Raw genomic sequence first — 18,520 nt, 5'->3', positions numbered from 1 at the left:
CGATAAGAGCCCTTTGGGTTATGTTTGTACTACTTCATTTCCCCCAATTCTAAATATTCCCCTTCCATGGCTGTGGCGTCTTCTGGGTCGTGGGTAACCAGCAGCGTGGGTATGTTAGCGCGGCGTATTTCAGTTAGTACGAATTCTCTGACTTCCCGTCTTAGGGCAGGGTCGAGTTTACTGAAGGGTTCGTCGAGCAGTAGGTAGTCGGGTTGGGACAGTAGGGTACGCAGTAGGGCGACGCGGGCTTGTTGGCCGCCGGAGAGTGTTTTCGGTAGGGTGTTGGCTTTGTCTGGCATGCCGAGCCGTTGCAGGGAGTTTTGTGCCTGTTGTTGTCGGTTGTGTTTGTCGATGTTTGTGGGAATGGCGAAGAGTAGGTTTTCGATGATGCTCATGTGGGGGAAGAGTAAGGGCATTTGCTGTAATAGGCCGACTTTACGTTGTTGGGTGGGTTTGGTGTGTAAGGCTTCGCCATTTAAAAAGGCGTCTCCGGTGGCGCTTAGGGTGTCAGGAAGTGTCCCGCTCAAGTAGTGCAATAAACTGGATTTGCCTATGCCACTTGGCCCCATGATGGATAATACGTGGCCGTCGGCGATGTCGAAGCTTAGGTTGCTGATGAGGGTTTTGTCATCGAGTGACAAAGAAAACGCGTTTACGCTGAGCACTTTTTATTCCTTCTAGGGTTTATTCTTCTTAACGAGGTTTTTAACGCCAGCCGCCATCTTGTCCAACGTGGTGGGATGTATTGTGCCATCCAAAAGATCATGACGGGGAAGAAGGCTTGTAACAAGGCCATGCTGCCCACTTGTTTGCGGTCACCCGAGGCGGCGCGTGCCACGGCTTCTGTGGTTAGGGTGCTGTATCGGCCTTCGCCTGCAATCAGGGTCGGTAAGTATTGGGCGATGCTGACGGAAAAACCAATGGCGAAGGCGGTAAATAAAGCCGGTTTTAACATGGCGAGTTTAATTCGCACGTAGTTACGCCATGTTTGGCGGTTTAACCGATTGGCTTCTTGTAGGTAGTTTTCCTCGTAGGCTAGGTAGGGGCCTTTTAATGTAAGGTAAACATAGGGCAAAACGTACATTAGGTGCAAAGCGATGATGGCGCATAAGTCACCGTTAAGGTTTAGGTAAATCAATAATACGTGCAAGCCAAATAAGAAGCCGATTTGTGGCAAAAGAATCGGTACGTAAATGAGCCAATCAAAAAGATGTGGTTTGTTATAACCTGATGACTTGTTTGTCGAATAGTGGGTTGATCGGCGTAAAGTTTCCAACATTAGAAGCGCGATGAAACAGGCTAATAACGTTGCGCTGAGCGCGATCAGCAAGGTGTTTGAGGTAAGTTCGATCAATAAAGGAGTAGCGCGATCTATGTTGTCCCATGTCCATTTGGCTGGTAAGGCATCGGGAAAGCGCCAACGTTTGGCCAGTGACCAAATGGGTAATAAGGCTAAGGCGATAAAGCCACTGAGCAAGGACATTAGGCCAAGTATTACGCCACTTCTTAATAGGTTATCCGACAAACCAGAGCGTTTGCCGTTGCTGCGCTCTGGTCGAGTGGCTTGGCTGAATATTTGGTGAGCCAGCTCCCAGCCGCCGAGCACCAGCGCAATAACCAGCATGAGGAAGACGGCCCCTGCGCTGGCCATTAAGCGTCGGTCTAAATCTGGGTCGTTAAACCATCGGAACAGGGTCACGGCTAAGGTGGATGGTGTATTGGGGCCGATGATCAAGGCCAAATCCACCACGGTTAAACTAAAGGCGATGACGATAAAAATCGGCAAACGAATAATGGGGTAAAGCTGAGGAATGAGCACTTTGCGCCATAGGGTAAAGCGACGGTAGCCAAGAGCTTGGCAAGCTTTGATGGTGTCGCTTGCTTGTAGGCTTTTCATGGCGCCGAGCATGACAAACAGTAAGTAAGGCATTTCTTTGATGACGAGGGCGAAGATGAGCGAGGCGCCGTATGGGTCTTGTACGCTAATCCAATTGGGTGGTCGGTCAAAGCCAGTAAGCCAAGGGCTAAAGAGCCGTACTAGCCAACCCGAAGGGCTGAGTAAAAATAATAACCCGATGGCGATGGCGGCGTGGGGGATGGCTAAAATGGGGGAAAGCAGTGTTTCGATCTTCCGGAAAAAGGGCCGCTGGTATCCCCATGCCAGTAAGGAAAGGGAAAACCACAGTGCCAAGATGGGCGCACCGATGCCGGTGATGAGGGTGAGTTTTAAGCTGGCGTAAAATTCCCCTTGTTCAAACAGACTATGCCAAGGGTCAAGGGAAAGTGTGTCTTGTCCAAGAGGCGGGAAATACTGAAACGCAGGAAGCAAGGTGCCGATTAGGCCAATGGCAATGGGGAAAGCCAGTAGTAGGGCGATTGTCCATTGTGTCCATTTTATCTTTTGTAATGGCATCTTACTTCTTATTCAGGAGGTTGGTGGTTATTGAGCGTAGCGCTTACGCCATTCTTTTTCTAATGCGCCCACCCAGCTGCTGTGCGGTTCCGGTAGGGTTTTACCCAGCTCTTCTATGCTTAAGGTCGCAATGCCCCGTGGTAAAGCATCAAACTTGGCTTGGTCGCTGGCGGGTAATTTAGTGTAGGACAAAACGCTTAAGTCACCCCAAATGGTGGGGGTTTGTTTTTTGATTTGCGCTTCGGGGGACAGCATAAAGTTGGCGACCACTTGGGCACCTGCGGTGGCGCTGCTGTTGTAGGGAATGGCTAAAAAGTGGGTGTTGCCAATGGTGCCGCCAGTGAAAACATAAGAGCGCACCGTATCTGGTAAGTTGCCTTTATCGATTTGCACTGAGGCGGCGGAAATATCAAAGCTCAATGCCACGTCGATTTCTTGGTCGTCTAGCAGTCGCATCATTTCTTCGGCGCTGGATGGGAAGGTTTGCCCGTTGCGCCACGCGACTTTATGAAGTTGGTCTAAATACGCCCATAACGGCGCGGTGATTTTATCAAAATCCACAGAGTCTACCGGTTGTGATAGAGCTTTACGGTAAGGGCTTAGTTCATACAGAGCTTGTTTTAAGAAGGTGGAACCAAGGAATTGCGGTGGCTCTGGGTAGGTGATGCGCCCCGGGTGTTGTTTGGCATAAGCCAAGAGTTCGACCATGGATTTTGGCGGTTTACTTAGGGTGGCGGTGTCGTGCATGAAGATAACTTGCGCCATGCCCCAAGGGGATTCCATACCATCGACTGGGGTACCGAAATCTTGCGTTAAGCTTTGGCGAGCGTTTTCGTTTACGTATTTTTGGTAGTTTGGAAGAGATGGGCTGAAAGGGCCAAATAGTAGTTGGTTGTCTTTCATGGCGCGGAAGTTTTCGCCATTGATCCACATAAGATCGATGGAGCCATTCGTGTTTTTACCCGCGGCTTTCTCGGCCAATACACGGTTTACTGCATCGGATGTGTCGGTCAGTTTGACTTGCTTTAGAGTGACATTGTATTTGTCTTTGATTCTATCGGCTGCCCATTGAATGTAGTCGTTAATGTTGTCTGCACCGCCCCAAGCATTGAAGTAAACGGTTTGGCCTTCGGCTTGTACCAATGTGTCCTGCCAATCGGCTTGTACTGGGTTAGTAAATGCTAAGGTGGCTGCGATGGAGGCAGCGATGAACGATTTTTTCATTACATGTATCCCTGTCGTTTTTTTGTTGTGTTTTTGGGGTGTGGCAAACGTTTGTACTCTTTTAGACGCAATGACATTAGCATTTCTTACAGAATAATTATTAATGAGAAGGTTTTTCTTCAAATTGGCTTTTAGCGTAACATGTGCGGGCTGAAATTAGTCGAGCAAATTGGTGCGAGGTTGTATGTCTTATCAAGTTTATTCTCATGTTTTACCGAGTGCGACACCCGGTACTCAGCGGACTGTAAAAGCCCACCATTTTGGTGATGCGGGTGCTCGCCCTAAAGTGTATTTTCAAGCCGGCCTTCATGCTGACGAATGGCCCGGTTTTTTGGTCTTAAACACCTTAATTAAATTGCTTAAAAAAGCCGATGATGCGGGTTTAATTAAAGGCGAAATTATCATTGTGCCAGTGTCTAACCCGATTGGTTTGGCGCAAAATTTTCATGGTTATATTCCTGGGCGTTTTGCTTTTTCGGACGGTGGCGGCAACTTTAACCGTAATTGGCCTAGGTTAGGCGCAAAAGTGGAAAAGCGCATTAAAGGCGATATAACGGGCGACCCTCAGGAAAACGTGAATTTGGTTCGTAAAGCGATTCGTGAAGAGTTGGCTTTGTTACCAGAAACCACCGAACTACAAGGTATGAAGAAAACCTTGTTGGCTTTGTCGATGGATGCGGATGAGGTGATTGATCTGCATTGTTCTGGCGAAGCCAGTATGCATGCTTATGTGCCGCAAGAGTTTGAGGAACATTTTAAGCCCTTGTTGGCGTTATTGGGGGCAAAGGTCGGTTTGTCGGAGTTAGAAACCGGCGCGGCGTCTTTTGATGAAACCAATGTCAGTGTGTGGCGAGAATTAAAAGTGCATTATGCGCATTTAGTCCCTTGGGGCAGTCGTTCTGTTACTTTGGAGTTGCGAGGTGAGAATGATATTTCTAATGAATTTGCCTTGCAGGATGCACAGGCCTTATTTGATTACCTTGTGTTACGGGACATTGTTTCTGGTGAGCTGGCAGAGATTGATGATAGCCAAGTGGAATATTACCCACTGGATGCCATGGATTTAGTGAAGGCGCCTTGTGCTGGCATTGTGTGTTATCACAAAGCCATTGGGGAGGAGGTCGAAGCAGGGGAGGTAATTGGTGAAGTGGTGAACCTGATGGACGATGATGTTGAGTCGTCGAGTTATCCGCTTATCGCTCGAACCAATGGGGTATTTTTTGCCCGTGTACAGCGGCGTTTGGTGGTGTGCGGTGAGTCCATTGCGAAGGTCGCGGGCAAAGAGCATCTTTCTTTTAGAGAAATTGGTCATTTGTTTGAAGACTAACATTAGAAAGTAAACACCATTCACACTAGGCATTATTATTTTGACGCAAGCGCAACAGAGTACAGAAACAGGGCATTTGTTAACCGATGAGCAGGGTCTTGTCGTACAGCATGATCTCACCACACCCGCGAAAGTCATCGCGGTGGCGGGGGCCGGAAAAACCACCACGCTCATAGCCCGTATCGAGCACTTATTCGCTCAGGGCGTCGAACCTTCTCAGATTGGCGTGTTTATGTTTAATAAAAGTGCTCAGGAAGAATTTTCTGGGCGCTTAAGTCAGCAAATCACGGCGGCTGGGTATTTTCGTTCTCCCAGTGTGATGACCTTTCATGCGTTTGGGATGAAGCTATGTCGTCGTTTAGAACAGCAAGGCTGGTTACCCTCTGCGAAACTGTTGACCGATGATTTCAGTTTGGTGAAGCTGCTGCGGGAAGCCTTGCAACGCCTGATGCGTAAAGGCGAAAAAGTTGCTCTGCAAGACGAGAAAGATTGGCTAGAAGATGTGCTGTTGTTTGTCGATCAGGTGAAAGCCTCGGCACAGCCTGCGAAAGAGGTGTTTGATGACTTAGGCTGGTCAAAAGAGCGTGCGTTTTTTCCCGCCTTGTATGACGAGTTAGAAAGCTTGCGCAAACGCGATAATACGCGTTTTTTTGCGGACTTATTGAGTGATCCATACGCTTTGTTGAAAGCGTTAGCCGAGCCTGAGCGCATGCAGGTTCAAACCTTTGTACCGCCATTTCGCTATCTACTTATTGATGAGTTTCAAGACATTAACCCGTGTCAATATGAGCTATTAAAGTTGCTGTATCCGCCACAGGCTTGCCAGTGGATGATAGTCGGAGATGTGCAGCAATGTATTTATGAATGGCGTGGCGCTAGCCCGCACATTATGGCAAAGCAATTTGATGAAGAGTTTGGCGCGGTGACGACCTACCCACTGAGTACCAGTTTTCGTTTTGGTCATGCCATTGGTTTAATGGCGTCAAGCGTGATCAGTGAAAATGATCCTGACGCCTTAGTCATTGGTGCTGGGCAGGCAACGCGAGTGTCGTTCGCCAAAGCACCTAAGACAGGTAAAGCCTTGCTTGGCGAATTAAAGTCGTGGGTTGAAGAAGAAAAGGCGTTGAATGAGACTGCGGTGCTGGTTCGGCTCTATAGTGACATGGTGCCAATTCAATTGGCGCTGATGCATAAGGGCGTGCCGTACCAATTGCATGGGGATTCGCCGCTATTAGAAAACCGTCAAATTCGCATGTTGATGTCTTATCTCGCCGTGATTGCTGGTGGGCTGGAAAACCCTAAGGTGTTTTTTCATTCAGATGACATTGAATATCTGCTGATGATTCCTAGCTTGGGTGGTTCCGTGGCGCAGCGTAAAACCTTGATTCAACAGGCCAAGCAAGCGCCGCATTTATTGCCGCAGATTATTGAGTCATTGGCGGACGCGACAGAAGGCTGGCGGGCGAAAAAACTCTATGAACGAGCCGATTGGCTGCGTAGCCTGAGTATTTATCGTACCGATCCGGCGCAAGGTTTGGCCCATACTTTAGAAAAACTGGGTATTTATCGTTACTTTGAAAGCACCAGTAGTAAGGACATTCAAACCCAAGAGAAAATAGCCACGTGTGATGCTTTTATGGCGTATGTTCGCGGTGTGGGTGGGGATGCGGCGTCGGTATTGGCGCAGCTTACTCATTTGAACGAGCGTCAGACGGACGACAGTCATGGGGTGCACTTGATGACGATTCATAAGTCGAAGGGGTTGGAATTTGATCAGGTGTTGCTGTCTGGTTTGCAGGAAGGGCGTTTCCCTTATTATGATGAAGGCCTCAGCGCGATAGATAAAAAAGCCGCCAGTGAATTGGCGTCAGAAAGACGTTTATTTTATGTGGCGATTACCCGTGCTAAGCAAAAACTGGTGCTGTTGGAATCGCCCACTCCGGACGAGCATAAATGCATGAAGCAGGGTACTATTCCTCGGGTGGCGTTAAAGAGTTTGTCCTTGTCACGCTTTGTTTTTGAGGCTCAGCCTTATGCGGTGAGCCGTATTTGTCAGGTGTGGAATCTGGCGTCCGACGAGAACCCTATTGATACGGAAAAAGGCGCGATTTTTCAGCGTTATTTGAATGCCGTGGCGGTATCGCCTGCCTTGGTGTTTCGTCATCGAGTGAATGAGGGGAAGGGACTGTTGCAGTCGGGGGATAAAGTTCGCCACGATCAGTTCGGGCAGGGCGTGGTAGTACGCCAAGAACAAGATGGTAAACAAATGATTTTTGTGGATTTTGGCGAAGTGGGCTTAAAACGCTTTAATCCTAAACATACGCAACTTATTAAATTGTCTTCACGAAGCTAATCTCGCAGTAGGAGAGAAAAACATGTCTATCCCCTTAATTGACTTATCCAAGTTGATTCATGAAAGTGATGTCGTCCGTCAGAATGAAATTAAAGCATTGGATAAAGCGTGTCGTGAAATTGGATTTTTCTACCTGACCAATACTGGTATTCCGACCGAGCTCATGGCCAAGTTGATGCAAGAAGCCAAGCGCTTTTTTGCTCAACCGCAAGACAAGAAAAACGCCATCGACATTACTCACTGCCAGAACCACCGTGGCTACGGCAATATCGGTGAAGAGCAGCTAGACGAAGTGGGTCACGCGGATTGGAAAGAAACCTTTGATATGGCGCTTGATCTGCCGAGTACACATCCCTTGGCGGTTAAATACCCCACCATGTATGGACCAAATCAAAATCCGAGCGACCCTAAAACCGTTGAAGTGCTGCAAGATTATTATGTGGAAGCCTTTCAAGTGGCACAGAAACTTTTAACCGCCATGGCTCAGGCCTTGTCTTTAGATGACGACTTTTTTACCCGTTGCTTCACAGATCATGTGACCGTATTGCGGATGATCCATTATCCGCCTCGTCCAGCCAATGACCATGACAACGGGGCGGGGGCTCATACGGACTATGGCTGTGTGACCTTGTTATTACAAGATCAAACGGGCGGGTTACAGGTAAAAAACCGCAATGGCGAGTGGGTGGATGCAACGCCCATTGAAAATGCGCTCGTTGTCAATATTGGTGACCTGATGCAGCGTTGGACCAATGATGATTATGTGTCTACTGCCCATCGCGTCAGGGCTTCTTTGCCGGATGTGCACAGGTACTCGTTTCCTTTCTTTGTCGAGCCAGACTACGAAACAGAAGTAAGCTGTGTGGCGAGCTGTGCAACAAAAGATAAGCCTGCGAAATACGCACCTATTTTAAGTGGTGATTGGATTCAGTCGCGCTTTGATGCGACTTATGCTTACCGTGAAGAAGAGAGCCGTGAAGAAGAAAGCTGATAAGAGGAAAGTCGTGAAGAGGAAGCGCGAAGAAGGTTAAGTTAATAAAAGTCACTTTTCAGTCGCTAAGCGCTTGTTTCGAAGGAAAGCGTTGCTGCTTTTAAACTCACCCTATTGCACCAAAAATGACCGCTTAGGCGGTCATTTTTAGTAATTCAGGTAAGGACTGAATGTGGAAACGGTTTTCTTTGATCTTCGCCACGTGGCCTGCTGGAACCAGTGTCCAGCTTTCGCTCGAAAGATCCAGTGGTTCCGAACCAATAACGATGTGATTATCAAATTGCTTGCAGTAAAGACTTGGGGCTTGATCATCACTGGAAAAGCGCACGGCAATGATCTCTTCGCCATTAGAAAGCACGGCAGTGAAGCGTAATGGCTCTTCGATCTTTTTCTGCTTCATCATGCTAATAATTTGTTCCAAAGTCACTGTTATTGCTTGCTCTGGATTGCTTTCTAAGCCATTGGCAATCATTAACAGAAAAATGACTTCTGAGTCTGTCGCCCCATGGCGGTGGTTGTATAAGTGCTCGGGAATTAAGCGATCCATTTGCCAACGTAGGGACTCATAACCACCAATTTGACCGTTGTGCATGAACAGCCAATTCTTGTAGCTGAATGGGTGGCAGTTTGAACGATTCGTTTCCGTACCTGTTGAGGCGCGAACATGGGCGAAGAACAATCCACTTTTTATGTGTCTAGCTAGGCTTTTTAAATTGCTGTCGCTCCATGCAGGTAGAACCTCATGATAAAGGCCGGGCTCTTCTCGTTCGTCATACCAACCTAGCCCAAAACCATCTGCATTTACTGTGACTTCAGATTTTCTCGCACTTAAGCTTTGGTGTATTAAGGAATGTTCCTGTTTGAAGAGTAATGATTCAAGGTATACGGGCTCACCGTGATAAGCCATCCAGCGGCACATTTTTGTCTCCTACAGCAGCGCAATGAAAATAAAAAGAGGGAATGAAAACTTCCTTTCTAATCGATAAGTTTAGAGCATTTTACACTTTAAAATAATGAATTTTAGCGGATAGCTGCGTGGCTAGGTCTGCCAGTTGCTCAGCAGATTGAGTAATAGAGTGAATCGAATCCGTTGTTTGGGAGGCAATGTCGGTAATGTTAGAGACATTATTACTTACTTCTGCTGTGACGCTGGCTTGCTCTTCTGCTGTTGCTGAAATTCTATCATTCATATCGCGTATCTTAGAGACGGAAAGGTTGATATTTCTCAGCGAATCTTCTTCGTGTCTTACTTGTTCTACAGCACTCATTGAACGCTTGTAGCTAGAGGACATGGCGGCTACTGCGGAGTTTGTGCCGGTTTGCAATAGGGCGATCATTTTCTCAATTTGTTGTGTGGCATCTTGTGTGTTTCTTGCTAAGTGGCGGACTTCGTCTGCAACCACCGCAAAGCCTCGGCCCTGTTCGCCAGCACGAGCAGCCTCGATAGCGGCGTTAAGAGCAAGTAAGTTGGTTTGTTCTGCAATGCCTAAAATGACATTTAAAAAACTGCTGATTTCTTTGGTATTGGACTGCAAGTTATTGATGGTATCTGCTGAGCCAGAAATTTCTTCTGCCAGTTCTTCAATGTCTTTAATGGTCGCCGAGACTATGTCAGAGCCTTCCGCTGCTGCACTTTCTGCTATATGGGCGGCTTGACTTGCGTCGCTAGTGGATTCAGATACATGTACCGCTGTGGTTTGGATTTCTTGTATGGCTTGTGAAATGAGAGACGTCTCCTGCTGTTGGCGTTCTACCATCTTGGAAGATTCATGGGTGATTGTATTTAGGTTATTTGCTGCGTTGGTCAAAATTGAGCTGGATTCAGCAACTTCATGCAAAATACTGCTTAATTGTTCGACGAGTTTATCCATCGCGATTTCTAGTGAGCCAATTTCGTCTTTACGGGTGCTTTTAGAGGTGGCTTCTACTAATTCGCCAGAGGCAATTTCTTCTGCTCGTTTTACGGCTTTTTTTAGCGGGTTACAGATGCCGTTAACGATAATGAGACTAATAAAAACACCGACAATAATAAGTACAGTTGCTAGTATGCCACTGGTGTAGATGGCGTTATTTAATTTGCTGCTTTGATTGTCAGCAACCTGATGGCTGTATTCATCGATAGAGGTAATGATGGTTTCCATTTGCTCATTGACTGTTTGCAAGCTGGCATCAGCAATACGACGCGATTTGTTCGCCTGCATTGTCTTAAGTTTTACCCACCATTCATAGGTTTTAGTACTGGCTTCTAAGAAAATGGCTTGTTGTTCTTCAAGGGCGTTGATTTGTTCTAATAAGGCGTTTAAACCGTCGCTTTTAGGAAGGTCGGCAAGAATGACCTTGACGTTTTCTATGCTGGTTATCAATTCTGTAGTATAGGTTTTAAATTGTTCAGAGGATTCGGTAATTCGCTCTGTGCCATATCCGCCAAGGGATTTAGCAATAGATACTTGAAAGAAACCTCGTTCGAATTCAACGGTTTGTTGAAGCAAAAGCTGGCGGCTTTTTTCGAGATTTTTCATTAGTTGTAAGCTTTGATCAGACAGTGTCTGTAATTCAGCGGAAACAGATTTACTGGAAAGGGCAGAGCTGACACTAATGCCAATAATGGCAATGGAAAATAGTGCGATAAGAGAGAGTATTTTCGTTCTTACGGAAAAAATTATCATGATTGCTCCAGTTTTATAACTTGGGGAGGTGTCACCCGAATAGATATAAGCAAGTCCTATGCCTAATTACATAGAGTTACACTTATCGTCCGATCATGATAAATAATCTAGTTTTTTTGTCCACTAAATAAGGAAAAAATTAGTAATAAATATAGGAAAAGCGCACACATCCAGTTTTTTATGCGCTTTGTGTAAAGAATATGACTGATCGGTTCGGTTTGGGGTTATATGGTTAGATTGGAGCGGAATTAATAATGACCTCATTGTCTTCAACTTTAAAGAAGAAGCAATCGCGTCGATTGGTGTGGCAAGCAGGGCCTTGTTGATCGACTTTTAATAGAATGCAGTCACCATCACAGTCAAATGACATAGAAACCAAAGATTGACGGTGACCTGAGCTTTCGCCTTTGCGCCAATAGGTTTGACGAGAGCGAGACCAATAGCATACCTGACCTGTTTCGAGGGTTTCACGTATGGATTTTTCATTCATATAGGCCAGCATCAAAACTTCACCCGTGTCGTGTTGCTGAGCAATAGCGGCAATCAAACCAGAAGCGTCGGCTTTTAAGTTGGCTAATATCGTATCTAAAGGCAGCTTGTCGCCTTTTGCGAGATTTTCGTATTCTTTTAAACTCATATGGCTGTTACCTTGCTTTGTTAGTAATTTTTTTGATAAATAACATCAACTTACCAGTTTTATGACTTTCTAGGCGCGTATCTTAGCGTAAATAGATAATCGGTTATAGATAATGGTAGGCATGATAAGGAATTCAGAAAAAGTAAGAGGCAAGGGCGCTCAATACAATGAATCGCTAAGTATTTGAAAAACGTAAGAATGCTGTTGATATTTGAAATTGCCTGCGTATAATTGCGCCCCAAGGTCAACAGGCCTCCTTTATGGTGTCTCTGCTGGTCCCCTCGCAACAATAAACCGTTAATCTGGTCAGGTCCGGAAGGAAGCAGCCACAGCGGTGGACTTGTGTGCCGAGGTGCGGCTGGTGGAGATGCCACCTTAACTTACTTTATTTATATCCTTCCATTATTTTTGAAATGCCCTATTTCTAAAATGGACGTATATAATTCTGCTCCGTGGCGTGTTTAGCTCGGGGGCTAGTCCTGAGGCATCCCCACGAATTATTCAATCTAAAGCTTTTGAAAAACACTGTATTAAGCGTGCTGATCGAGTGCTTTCTAACGTTCACTTACAACAAGAACCGCTCTCTATTTATGCTCACATGTGTCACCTTTTTGCTAGCAAAGGACAACCCATTATCAGTGTCGATTGGTCTGACCTTGATGCTCAAAAACAACACTTTCTCATCAGAGCGGTAGTGGCCTTTCAAGGTCGGCCATTTACTCTATACGAAGAAGTGCATGGTATTAAAACCAAGGAGAAACCCAAAACACATAAGTACTTTCTTTCCAAGCTGAAGTCTCTTTTACCAAAAGATGTCAAACCAATCATTTTCACAGATGCGGGTTTTAAAATGCCTTAGATCGAGTTAGTAAAAAGCTTAGGGTGGGATTATGTCGGACGCGTGCGTCGACCACGACACTTTTTTCGATGAAGTAAGCCAGTCGTGGCGCTGTATTTCACACCTATTTCCTCAAGCAAGTCATACACCAAAGCCTTTTTCATTAACGCTAGGTAAATACAAGTCGTATTTTTGTTACTTAGTGCTCTACAAAGGAAAACTAAAAGGTCGGCACTCCTTAAATCAAGACGGATCAACGAAATCATCAAAGACTTCATTAACCGCTGATCGCGGAGCAAAGGAGCCGTGGTTGTTGATTTCATCACTGCCAAAGAACAGCTCGTTTGCCAAGAAAAGCGTCAAAGTTTATCAAACGAGAATGCAAATTGAAGAAAGTTTTAGATACATGAAAAGTACTGAATTTGGATTAGGCTTTGAGCATAACCACACTAAAAAATTAGCCAGAATGGCGCTGTTGGTTTTGCTCACAACGCTCACTGTCATGGTACTTATTTTGTTGGGTAAAGTTATTGAACTGTCTGGATTGGCTTATCGTTTTCAATCTTCTAGCACTCGAAAACGCAGGAGACTCTCTCACTTTTTTCTGGGCAAAAGAGCGTTATCTACGAACCTCAAAATTACCCTTAAACAATGGCGAGAAGGGATTCGTGAATTCGCCGAACAGCTATTTAAAGGAGAAGGTTTATGGCTTAAATTCGTGGAGATACCTCAGGGACTGAGGCCTAGTCTAGTCGATTTCGCATACTTGTTATGCTTAAAGGTTATGGCTATTATTCGGTTTGGGTATTTCCCTATGACTAAGAAGGATATTGGTTATGAAAATAAGAGTAATTAAGCTAAAAGATCACCATTTTCCACATTTATTGAAAACCGCGAAATATATTTCTGTCACATTACTGGCATTTGCTTCTTTTTCTGTACAAGCAGAGAGGGTGAGGACATGTCATGTCATCCCTGTAGATATAGCTATTGGTATAGATTATAACGGCGATCCAATAACGGCAGGTGGATACCGGTATTCGGCACCTTATACCACGGCTGGACGACATGGGGGAATTCAAGCAAACACCGCGAGAAAGCGTGCTGTCGCTAGGTACAAGGCATGTGCTGAGCAGTTGGTAAATAACCCCACTAAAAACGTGGAAGACATTAGCGAGTGTAATAATAATACTGCAGGCTCTAGTAACCCTTACGATATGTCATACCACCTAGGCCCTAAAAGCTTAACTGAAAAATACGCTTGTCCGCATGCAATTGGTAGTACCTCACAGGCTTCCTTTGACAGTAATTTTTTTATCGACGTGAAAAAATTTACTGTTTCGGGAGAGACTTCCGGGTTGCAAAACTGTTCTTCAACGATTTCCAAAACGGCTTCAGTGCAGAACATCAAGCTCTCACAATTTCACTGCAAAGACATCTATTACCCTCAATATTCACTAAACACAGCCTTTTCCAACCCACGCTACAGCGGTACATCTGTGTTTGTTGCGATGATGAATGGCATTAAAGATATGATGGAAATACTCGCTTCTGAGTCAGATGTTGACAAAATATTTGGGGAAGGGCACCAAAGCAAAGCGAGTGAATTGTTGACTATGCTTGAGCAGGCTAAAAACAATCAAAATACCAGCGCATTGAAACAATGGATGCCGCATGTGTCAGAGTATCAGGAGCTTAGTGGTGCAGAGGTGCTGGGTTATAACGGCCTTACTGTTAATAACGTTGACGGTACGCTTCCTCCTTTTCAAGCTGTTTATGATAGATCAAAAAAAGCGATTTACATGTCTGACCAAGCTCTTTATACCAGGGATGAAATAACCCAATGTACTATGGTACAGGCTCTGGCTCAGCATGTGAGCCATTATTTCGATGGATTTAACGGCCTTAAGACAGAAATACTTGGTTCAGAAGGCATGCTAGCCGCCCTTAGGATTTGTAATCCCTCCATTTTTTCTAGTCTCACCGATGAGCAGATTGAGGCATTGCAAAGAAAGGCGAACTACGCAGATGTTCGCCTCCATGGCAAATACAATATACATAAGGTAGGGCTTAGTTTTTGGTCATACGAGGAAGACGGACTCGCATTAAATTCTCTGTTACCTGAGTCCGCAGAAGTCTTGCTAGAGGCGCCTGTTGTTTCTGTTGCGGGTAATGAGGTGATGCTTCAAGAACTGAGTGATAAGGCGAAGCTTGCGCATAGCTTAAACGAAGTGTTAGTTATGGATAGTAGCGGGTATGGAAACATTATCGGTTCTTCAGAGGCCATCGCTCATGCCAACGACACCCTTTCTGCTGTCGCGCTGCTTGATCGTCCGTATGATGCGAACAAGCTCCATGATTTTACAGGTAGTCAACTTCATCAAGTTCATCTCTACTTGCATGCTGGCGGTTATCAATTTGTAGGCTACCGTTTGGAACCGCAATATGCTGTAGCGCAGGCCATGGTTAACGAGGGTGTAGCAAGAGTGGAGCAGCCGGAGTATGAACAGAGTGATGATAATTATGCGAATAGACGTCAATGGAAAGGACTGAATGTTTCTGAGGATATTGAATTGGCTAGCCAAGCTGGCATCGATAACCAAGTAGCAACAGGTCGTATATTACGTGTCTACCTGCCGAGCGATGCCGCAAATCGTTTGTATAACTTTGGACCCTATTTAGACACTCCAGAAGCGGATAGCTTAGCCCGTGAGTTGGTTGGTTCTGACATTAACTTCTCAAGCGTAAATGATCTTGAACAGCTTTATTTGATGCGTGGTCGAGCGAAAGAGGGTTATGGTAATAGCAATGGTATTGATTACACCGAAACCTTTATTAGCTGGGCTTTAGCAGAGAGGGCCATTGTTATTCCTGCTGCACGACAGATAGACCCAAGTCGCTTCGAGCTGGAAGTGATAAATACCGCAAACCGTTGGGAAGGGGAAGTCCCTATCGTCGCTGGGCGCAGTGATATTGTTCAATAATCTGAAAAAACGATTATGTACATGATGAGATGGTTCAGCATGTGTTGAGACAAAATAAGGCCTCTACTTGGGTTTAAGTAGGGGCCTTATTTTATTAGAGCGGTAGCTGATCTCTAATATTACAAAGAATCGGATTCTCCCAGAGCAATGGCTCAACTTTAGTTTATTTACTAAGTCATCGACTTCTCAAGCCTAGATGTATGAATGCTTAGGGCAAGTAGCCAACAAACTTACTTTTGAAGTGGCTTAAGTTGTGTGTTTAGTTTGAGCGCCAAAATCTATTAAAAACAAACTTTGCTTTTTTAAGGCGATGTTGTTGCAGTGCGGCTTCTAATGTCTGTAAGTTATTGTAATTTCTTTGGTTCACAATGCTTGTGCATTCGCTTGTAAGGCGCTATAAGTAGAGGGGTAAGAGTATGGTGCTTGATTTTAGCGAATATCTAATAGAATCAGAGTGATAAGTACTTTAAATTTTAGCTGGTGGTCGTTAGAAAAGGATATCTTATGACTGTATGGATGAGGCAAAAAATAGCGGTTACGGGGTGTGTTTTCTGCCTCGCTTTAATGGGGGGGGGCGCTTATTTTTTTGATGTGGCGGGCATGATGCCGACGCGAATGGTATGGCTGCCAGATATACAGTTTGACGCCAAAAAAACGACTGACCAAGGTTATTCTGCTCTTTCTGGCGACCTATTTGGCCCGCTTCCTGATATCGAAATAACTCTGACAGAAACCAATTTGAATCTGACTTTAAAGGGAACCGTCCCAGTTTTTAATCAACAAGACGGGATGGCGATTATTATGGTGGGAGCAAAGGACGAGCAGGCTCTTCGTGTTGGGGACGAGGTGCTACGGGGCGTCACCTTAGATGCTGTGTATGGTCAATATGTGGTATTAAGCCGATCAAATGGCAAAGAAGTTTTGCGCTTTCCTAATAGTGACGAGCAACATAAGCTTTTGCCACTTGGAACGAATGTAGCCGTTGAAACGCTTCCCGCACTTGAAGAAGAGCAAGAGGCGTCTATTGGTTTTACGGTGAGTGATTAGTTTGTGCGATAAGCTGGCAATCAAATCAAAAGTAATGAATGATAGTTCCTCAAAAAATAAAAGCTGAATGACTTGGGCTGTATTTTGGCGTTTAAGGATGAATACTAAATAGTAATCAGAGGTTTTTTCTGCTTTTGATGAGATGAACAGAGCAAGATGGCCCCGATGATGAATAATAAGGGTAGATGTGAAAATTATTAATTTTATTAAAATGACAGCGGTAATGTTTGTTTTATTGCCGTGCTTAGCTTTTGGTCAGACATGGAAAGTCAATTTGCAGCAAGCCGACATTCAGGCTTTTCTTAATCAGGTATCTGAAATCACGGGTAAGAGCTTTATTCTAGATCCTAGAGTGAAGGGCAAGGTAACGGTGGTTTCTAAGACTGAATTAGATAAAAAAAGCGTATTGAACCTATTTTTTACTGTGTTGAGTGTGCATGGCTACGCGGCGATTGAAACGCCTGAAGGGATCAAAATTGTCCCGCAGAGTAATGCTAAGCAATCTGGTTTAAGGTTTGACTCCGATAGTAATACCGTTGGTGCCTTATTGGTGACTGAGGTGATTGCTATTAAGAATGTGGTTGCCGCAGAACTTGTCCCTATACTCCGTCCACTTATTCCCCCTTTTGGCCATTTAGCCGCAGTAAAAGAAGCCAATGCGTTAATTATTAGTGACCGGGCAGATAACATCCGTGAATTAGAAAAGCTGATTCAACGCCTTGATAATACTTCGGATAAAGAAATTCGCGTTGTGCAGTTGGTTCATGCTTGGGCTGGCGATTTGTTAAGTTTGCTGACCAATCTGGCCGATGAAAAGAAGGGTGGCAATGGGGCTTCTTCACAACATACGACGAAAGTGATTGCCGATGAAAGTACCAATCGGCTGATTTTAAAAGGTGAGGTTGATGCCTTAGATCAGGTCGAATCATTGATTAAACGGCTTGATCAACCAGCACAACGCTCTAATCGATTGCATGTTGTTCCCCTTCGTTATGCCGATGCAACAGAAACGGCGGAACTTATTTCAAGCTTGCTGGGCGCTGACCCGAAAGATAAAAACAGCCGAGGTTCATCGATTGTTAAAGCCGACAAGTCGATGAACCGTTTAGTGATTAGTGCTGAACCCAGTGCGATGGCGGATTTAACACCCATTATTCAAGAGTTAGATATTCCGCGAGCTCAGGTGTTGGTTGAGGCCATCATTGTTGAAGTTGTTATGGAGGATAATGAAGCGCTTGGTTTTCAATGGTTATTAGAAGACAGCAGTGGGGGTGGCAGTCTGTTAGGCAGCAACTTTACGACCGCTGGAAATAGTATTCTTGGTTTCGCCGATAACCTGAGCACGGGCACGACAGCCTTAGCCGAAGGAGTCACTGGCGGTGGTGCTTTTACCAGTGGTAGTTTGAATATTGCTGGTGTTTTGCAGGCAATTGAAGGCAATTCAAATGCTAACCTTTTGTCTACGCCTAAAATTATGACCTTGGATAATCAAAAATCTAAAATCTTAGTGGGTGAGACGCGCCCATTTCAAACGGGTGGTTATTCGGACACAACCAATAATGCCTTTGTGACCACAGAGCGCCATGATATCGGCCTAACTTTAGAAGTCACGCCACATATTAATGCTGGCGATGAAGTAAAGATGGATGTGACACAAATTGTTGAAGCCGCATCGTCTGAGCAGAGCAGCTTAGGTACTATTACCACTAAGCGTGAAATTACCACTACCGTGATTGCTGGTGATAATCAAACCATCGTTTTGGGTGGTTTAATGCAGGACAATATTAACGAAATTTATCAAAAGGTGCCGTTATTTGGTGATATTCCTGTGCTCGGTGCTTTGTTTCGCAGTCGCTCCATAGAAAAAACAAAGCGTAATCTTTTAGTTTTTATTCGGCCTACGATTTTGCGTAATAAAGAACATGCGAATGCGGTAACGGGGGATAATTATCGCACCTTTAAATCCATCGAAATGATTATGCCAAATGGTGATGTAAGACCTGCGACTGTCGATTCACTGTTTGATTAAGTAGAGGGTTG

The 18,520-nt window shown here is 45.1% G+C and carries 14 protein-coding genes and 1 other RNA gene; 9 read left to right on the top strand and 6 right to left on the bottom strand.

What is annotated here, in order from left to right:
* Positions 1 to 29: 29 nt before the first annotated feature.
* The 3 genes from I8J31_RS15455 to I8J31_RS15445 are packed head-to-tail and all read right to left on the bottom strand — an operon-like array spanning position 30 to position 3,637.
* Positions 30 to 665 carry an ATP-binding cassette domain-containing protein gene (locus I8J31_RS15455; protein WP_199469477.1) on the bottom strand — a complete coding sequence of 212 codons (636 nt, stop codon included), beginning with the start codon at positions 663 to 665 and terminating at the stop codon, positions 30 to 32.
* Positions 653 to 2,413 carry an ABC transporter permease gene (locus I8J31_RS15450; RefSeq protein ID WP_199469476.1) on the bottom strand — a complete coding sequence of 587 codons (1,761 nt, stop codon included), beginning with the start codon at positions 2,411 to 2,413 and terminating at the stop codon, positions 653 to 655. The genes I8J31_RS15455 and I8J31_RS15450 overlap by 13 nt, the downstream gene beginning before the upstream one ends.
* Before the next feature lie 27 nt (positions 2,414 to 2,440).
* Complete coding sequence (locus I8J31_RS15445) at positions 2,441 to 3,637, bottom strand: ABC transporter substrate-binding protein (RefSeq protein WP_199469475.1); 1,197 nt, start codon at positions 3,635 to 3,637, stop codon at positions 2,441 to 2,443.
* Between the two features lie 184 nt (positions 3,638 to 3,821).
* Here I8J31_RS15445 and I8J31_RS15440 point away from each other — a divergent pair, with 184 nt between their 5' ends.
* Genes I8J31_RS15440 through I8J31_RS15430 form a run of 3 tightly spaced genes read left to right on the top strand, consistent with a single transcriptional unit; the run spans position 3,822 to position 8,308 of the window.
* Complete coding sequence (locus I8J31_RS15440; protein WP_199469474.1) at positions 3,822 to 4,964, top strand: succinylglutamate desuccinylase/aspartoacylase family protein; 1,143 nt, start codon at positions 3,822 to 3,824, stop codon at positions 4,962 to 4,964.
* Between the two features lie 40 nt (positions 4,965 to 5,004).
* Positions 5,005 to 7,317 (top strand): ATP-dependent helicase, encoded by a 2,313-nt coding sequence (locus I8J31_RS15435; protein WP_233402820.1) that lies wholly within the window; start codon positions 5,005 to 5,007, stop codon positions 7,315 to 7,317.
* 22 nt (positions 7,318 to 7,339) lie between these two features.
* Positions 7,340 to 8,308, top strand: a complete 969-nt coding sequence (locus I8J31_RS15430; RefSeq protein WP_199469473.1) for an isopenicillin N synthase family dioxygenase — start codon at positions 7,340 to 7,342, stop codon at positions 8,306 to 8,308.
* A 133-nt stretch (positions 8,309 to 8,441) separates the two neighbouring features.
* Here the strand turns inward: I8J31_RS15430 and I8J31_RS15425 are convergent, their stop codons facing one another.
* The 3 genes from I8J31_RS15425 to hisI all read right to left on the bottom strand — a co-directional run bounded on the left by I8J31_RS15425 (position 8,442) and on the right by hisI (position 11,611).
* Complete coding sequence (locus I8J31_RS15425; RefSeq protein WP_199469472.1) at positions 8,442 to 9,227, bottom strand: class II glutamine amidotransferase; 786 nt, start codon at positions 9,225 to 9,227, stop codon at positions 8,442 to 8,444.
* 79 nt (positions 9,228 to 9,306) lie between these two features.
* Positions 9,307 to 10,974 (bottom strand): methyl-accepting chemotaxis protein, encoded by a 1,668-nt coding sequence (locus tag I8J31_RS15420; RefSeq protein WP_199469471.1) that lies wholly within the window; start codon positions 10,972 to 10,974, stop codon positions 9,307 to 9,309.
* Between the two features lie 232 nt (positions 10,975 to 11,206).
* Entirely contained in the window at positions 11,207 to 11,611 is a 405-nt protein-coding gene (gene hisI / locus I8J31_RS15415) for a phosphoribosyl-AMP cyclohydrolase (RefSeq protein WP_199469470.1), read from the bottom strand.
* A gap of 270 nt (positions 11,612 to 11,881) precedes the next feature.
* On the opposite strand from hisI, the gene ffs reads away from it, so the two are divergent.
* The 6 genes from ffs (at position 11,882) to gspD (ending at position 18,509) form a co-directional block, all read left to right on the top strand.
* Positions 11,882 to 11,978: signal recognition particle sRNA small type (gene ffs, locus I8J31_RS15410), an RNA gene on the top strand.
* Between the two features lie 180 nt (positions 11,979 to 12,158).
* Positions 12,159 to 12,470 carry a hypothetical protein gene (locus tag I8J31_RS15405; protein WP_199469469.1) on the top strand — a complete coding sequence of 104 codons (312 nt, stop codon included), beginning with the start codon at positions 12,159 to 12,161 and terminating at the stop codon, positions 12,468 to 12,470.
* Positions 12,471 to 12,501: 31 nt separating this feature from the next.
* Positions 12,502 to 13,305 carry a transposase gene (locus tag I8J31_RS15400; RefSeq protein ID WP_267905899.1) on the top strand — a complete coding sequence of 268 codons (804 nt, stop codon included), beginning with the start codon at positions 12,502 to 12,504 and terminating at the stop codon, positions 13,303 to 13,305.
* Positions 13,286 to 15,433 carry a poly(ADP-ribose) polymerase family protein gene (locus tag I8J31_RS15395; RefSeq protein ID WP_199469467.1) on the top strand — a complete coding sequence of 716 codons (2,148 nt, stop codon included), beginning with the start codon at positions 13,286 to 13,288 and terminating at the stop codon, positions 15,431 to 15,433. The genes I8J31_RS15400 and I8J31_RS15395 overlap by 20 nt, the downstream gene beginning before the upstream one ends.
* 504 nt (positions 15,434 to 15,937) lie before the next feature.
* Positions 15,938 to 16,480, top strand: coding sequence for a type II secretion system protein N (locus I8J31_RS15390; RefSeq protein ID WP_199469466.1), 543 nt, complete (start codon positions 15,938 to 15,940; stop codon positions 16,478 to 16,480).
* A gap of 187 nt (positions 16,481 to 16,667) precedes the next feature.
* On the top strand, positions 16,668 to 18,509 hold the full coding sequence (gspD, locus tag I8J31_RS15385; RefSeq protein ID WP_325101214.1) for a type II secretion system secretin GspD: 1,842 nt from the start codon (positions 16,668 to 16,670) through the stop codon (positions 18,507 to 18,509).
* Positions 18,510 to 18,520: the final 11 nt, after the last annotated feature.

Origin of the sequence: Marinomonas transparens (assembly GCF_016463975.1) — a bacterium.
GTDB lineage: Bacteria > Pseudomonadota > Gammaproteobacteria > Pseudomonadales > Marinomonadaceae > Marinomonas > Marinomonas transparens.
Note: the sequence above shows the minus strand (reverse complement) of the source record. Positions and strands in the feature narration are given on the sequence as shown.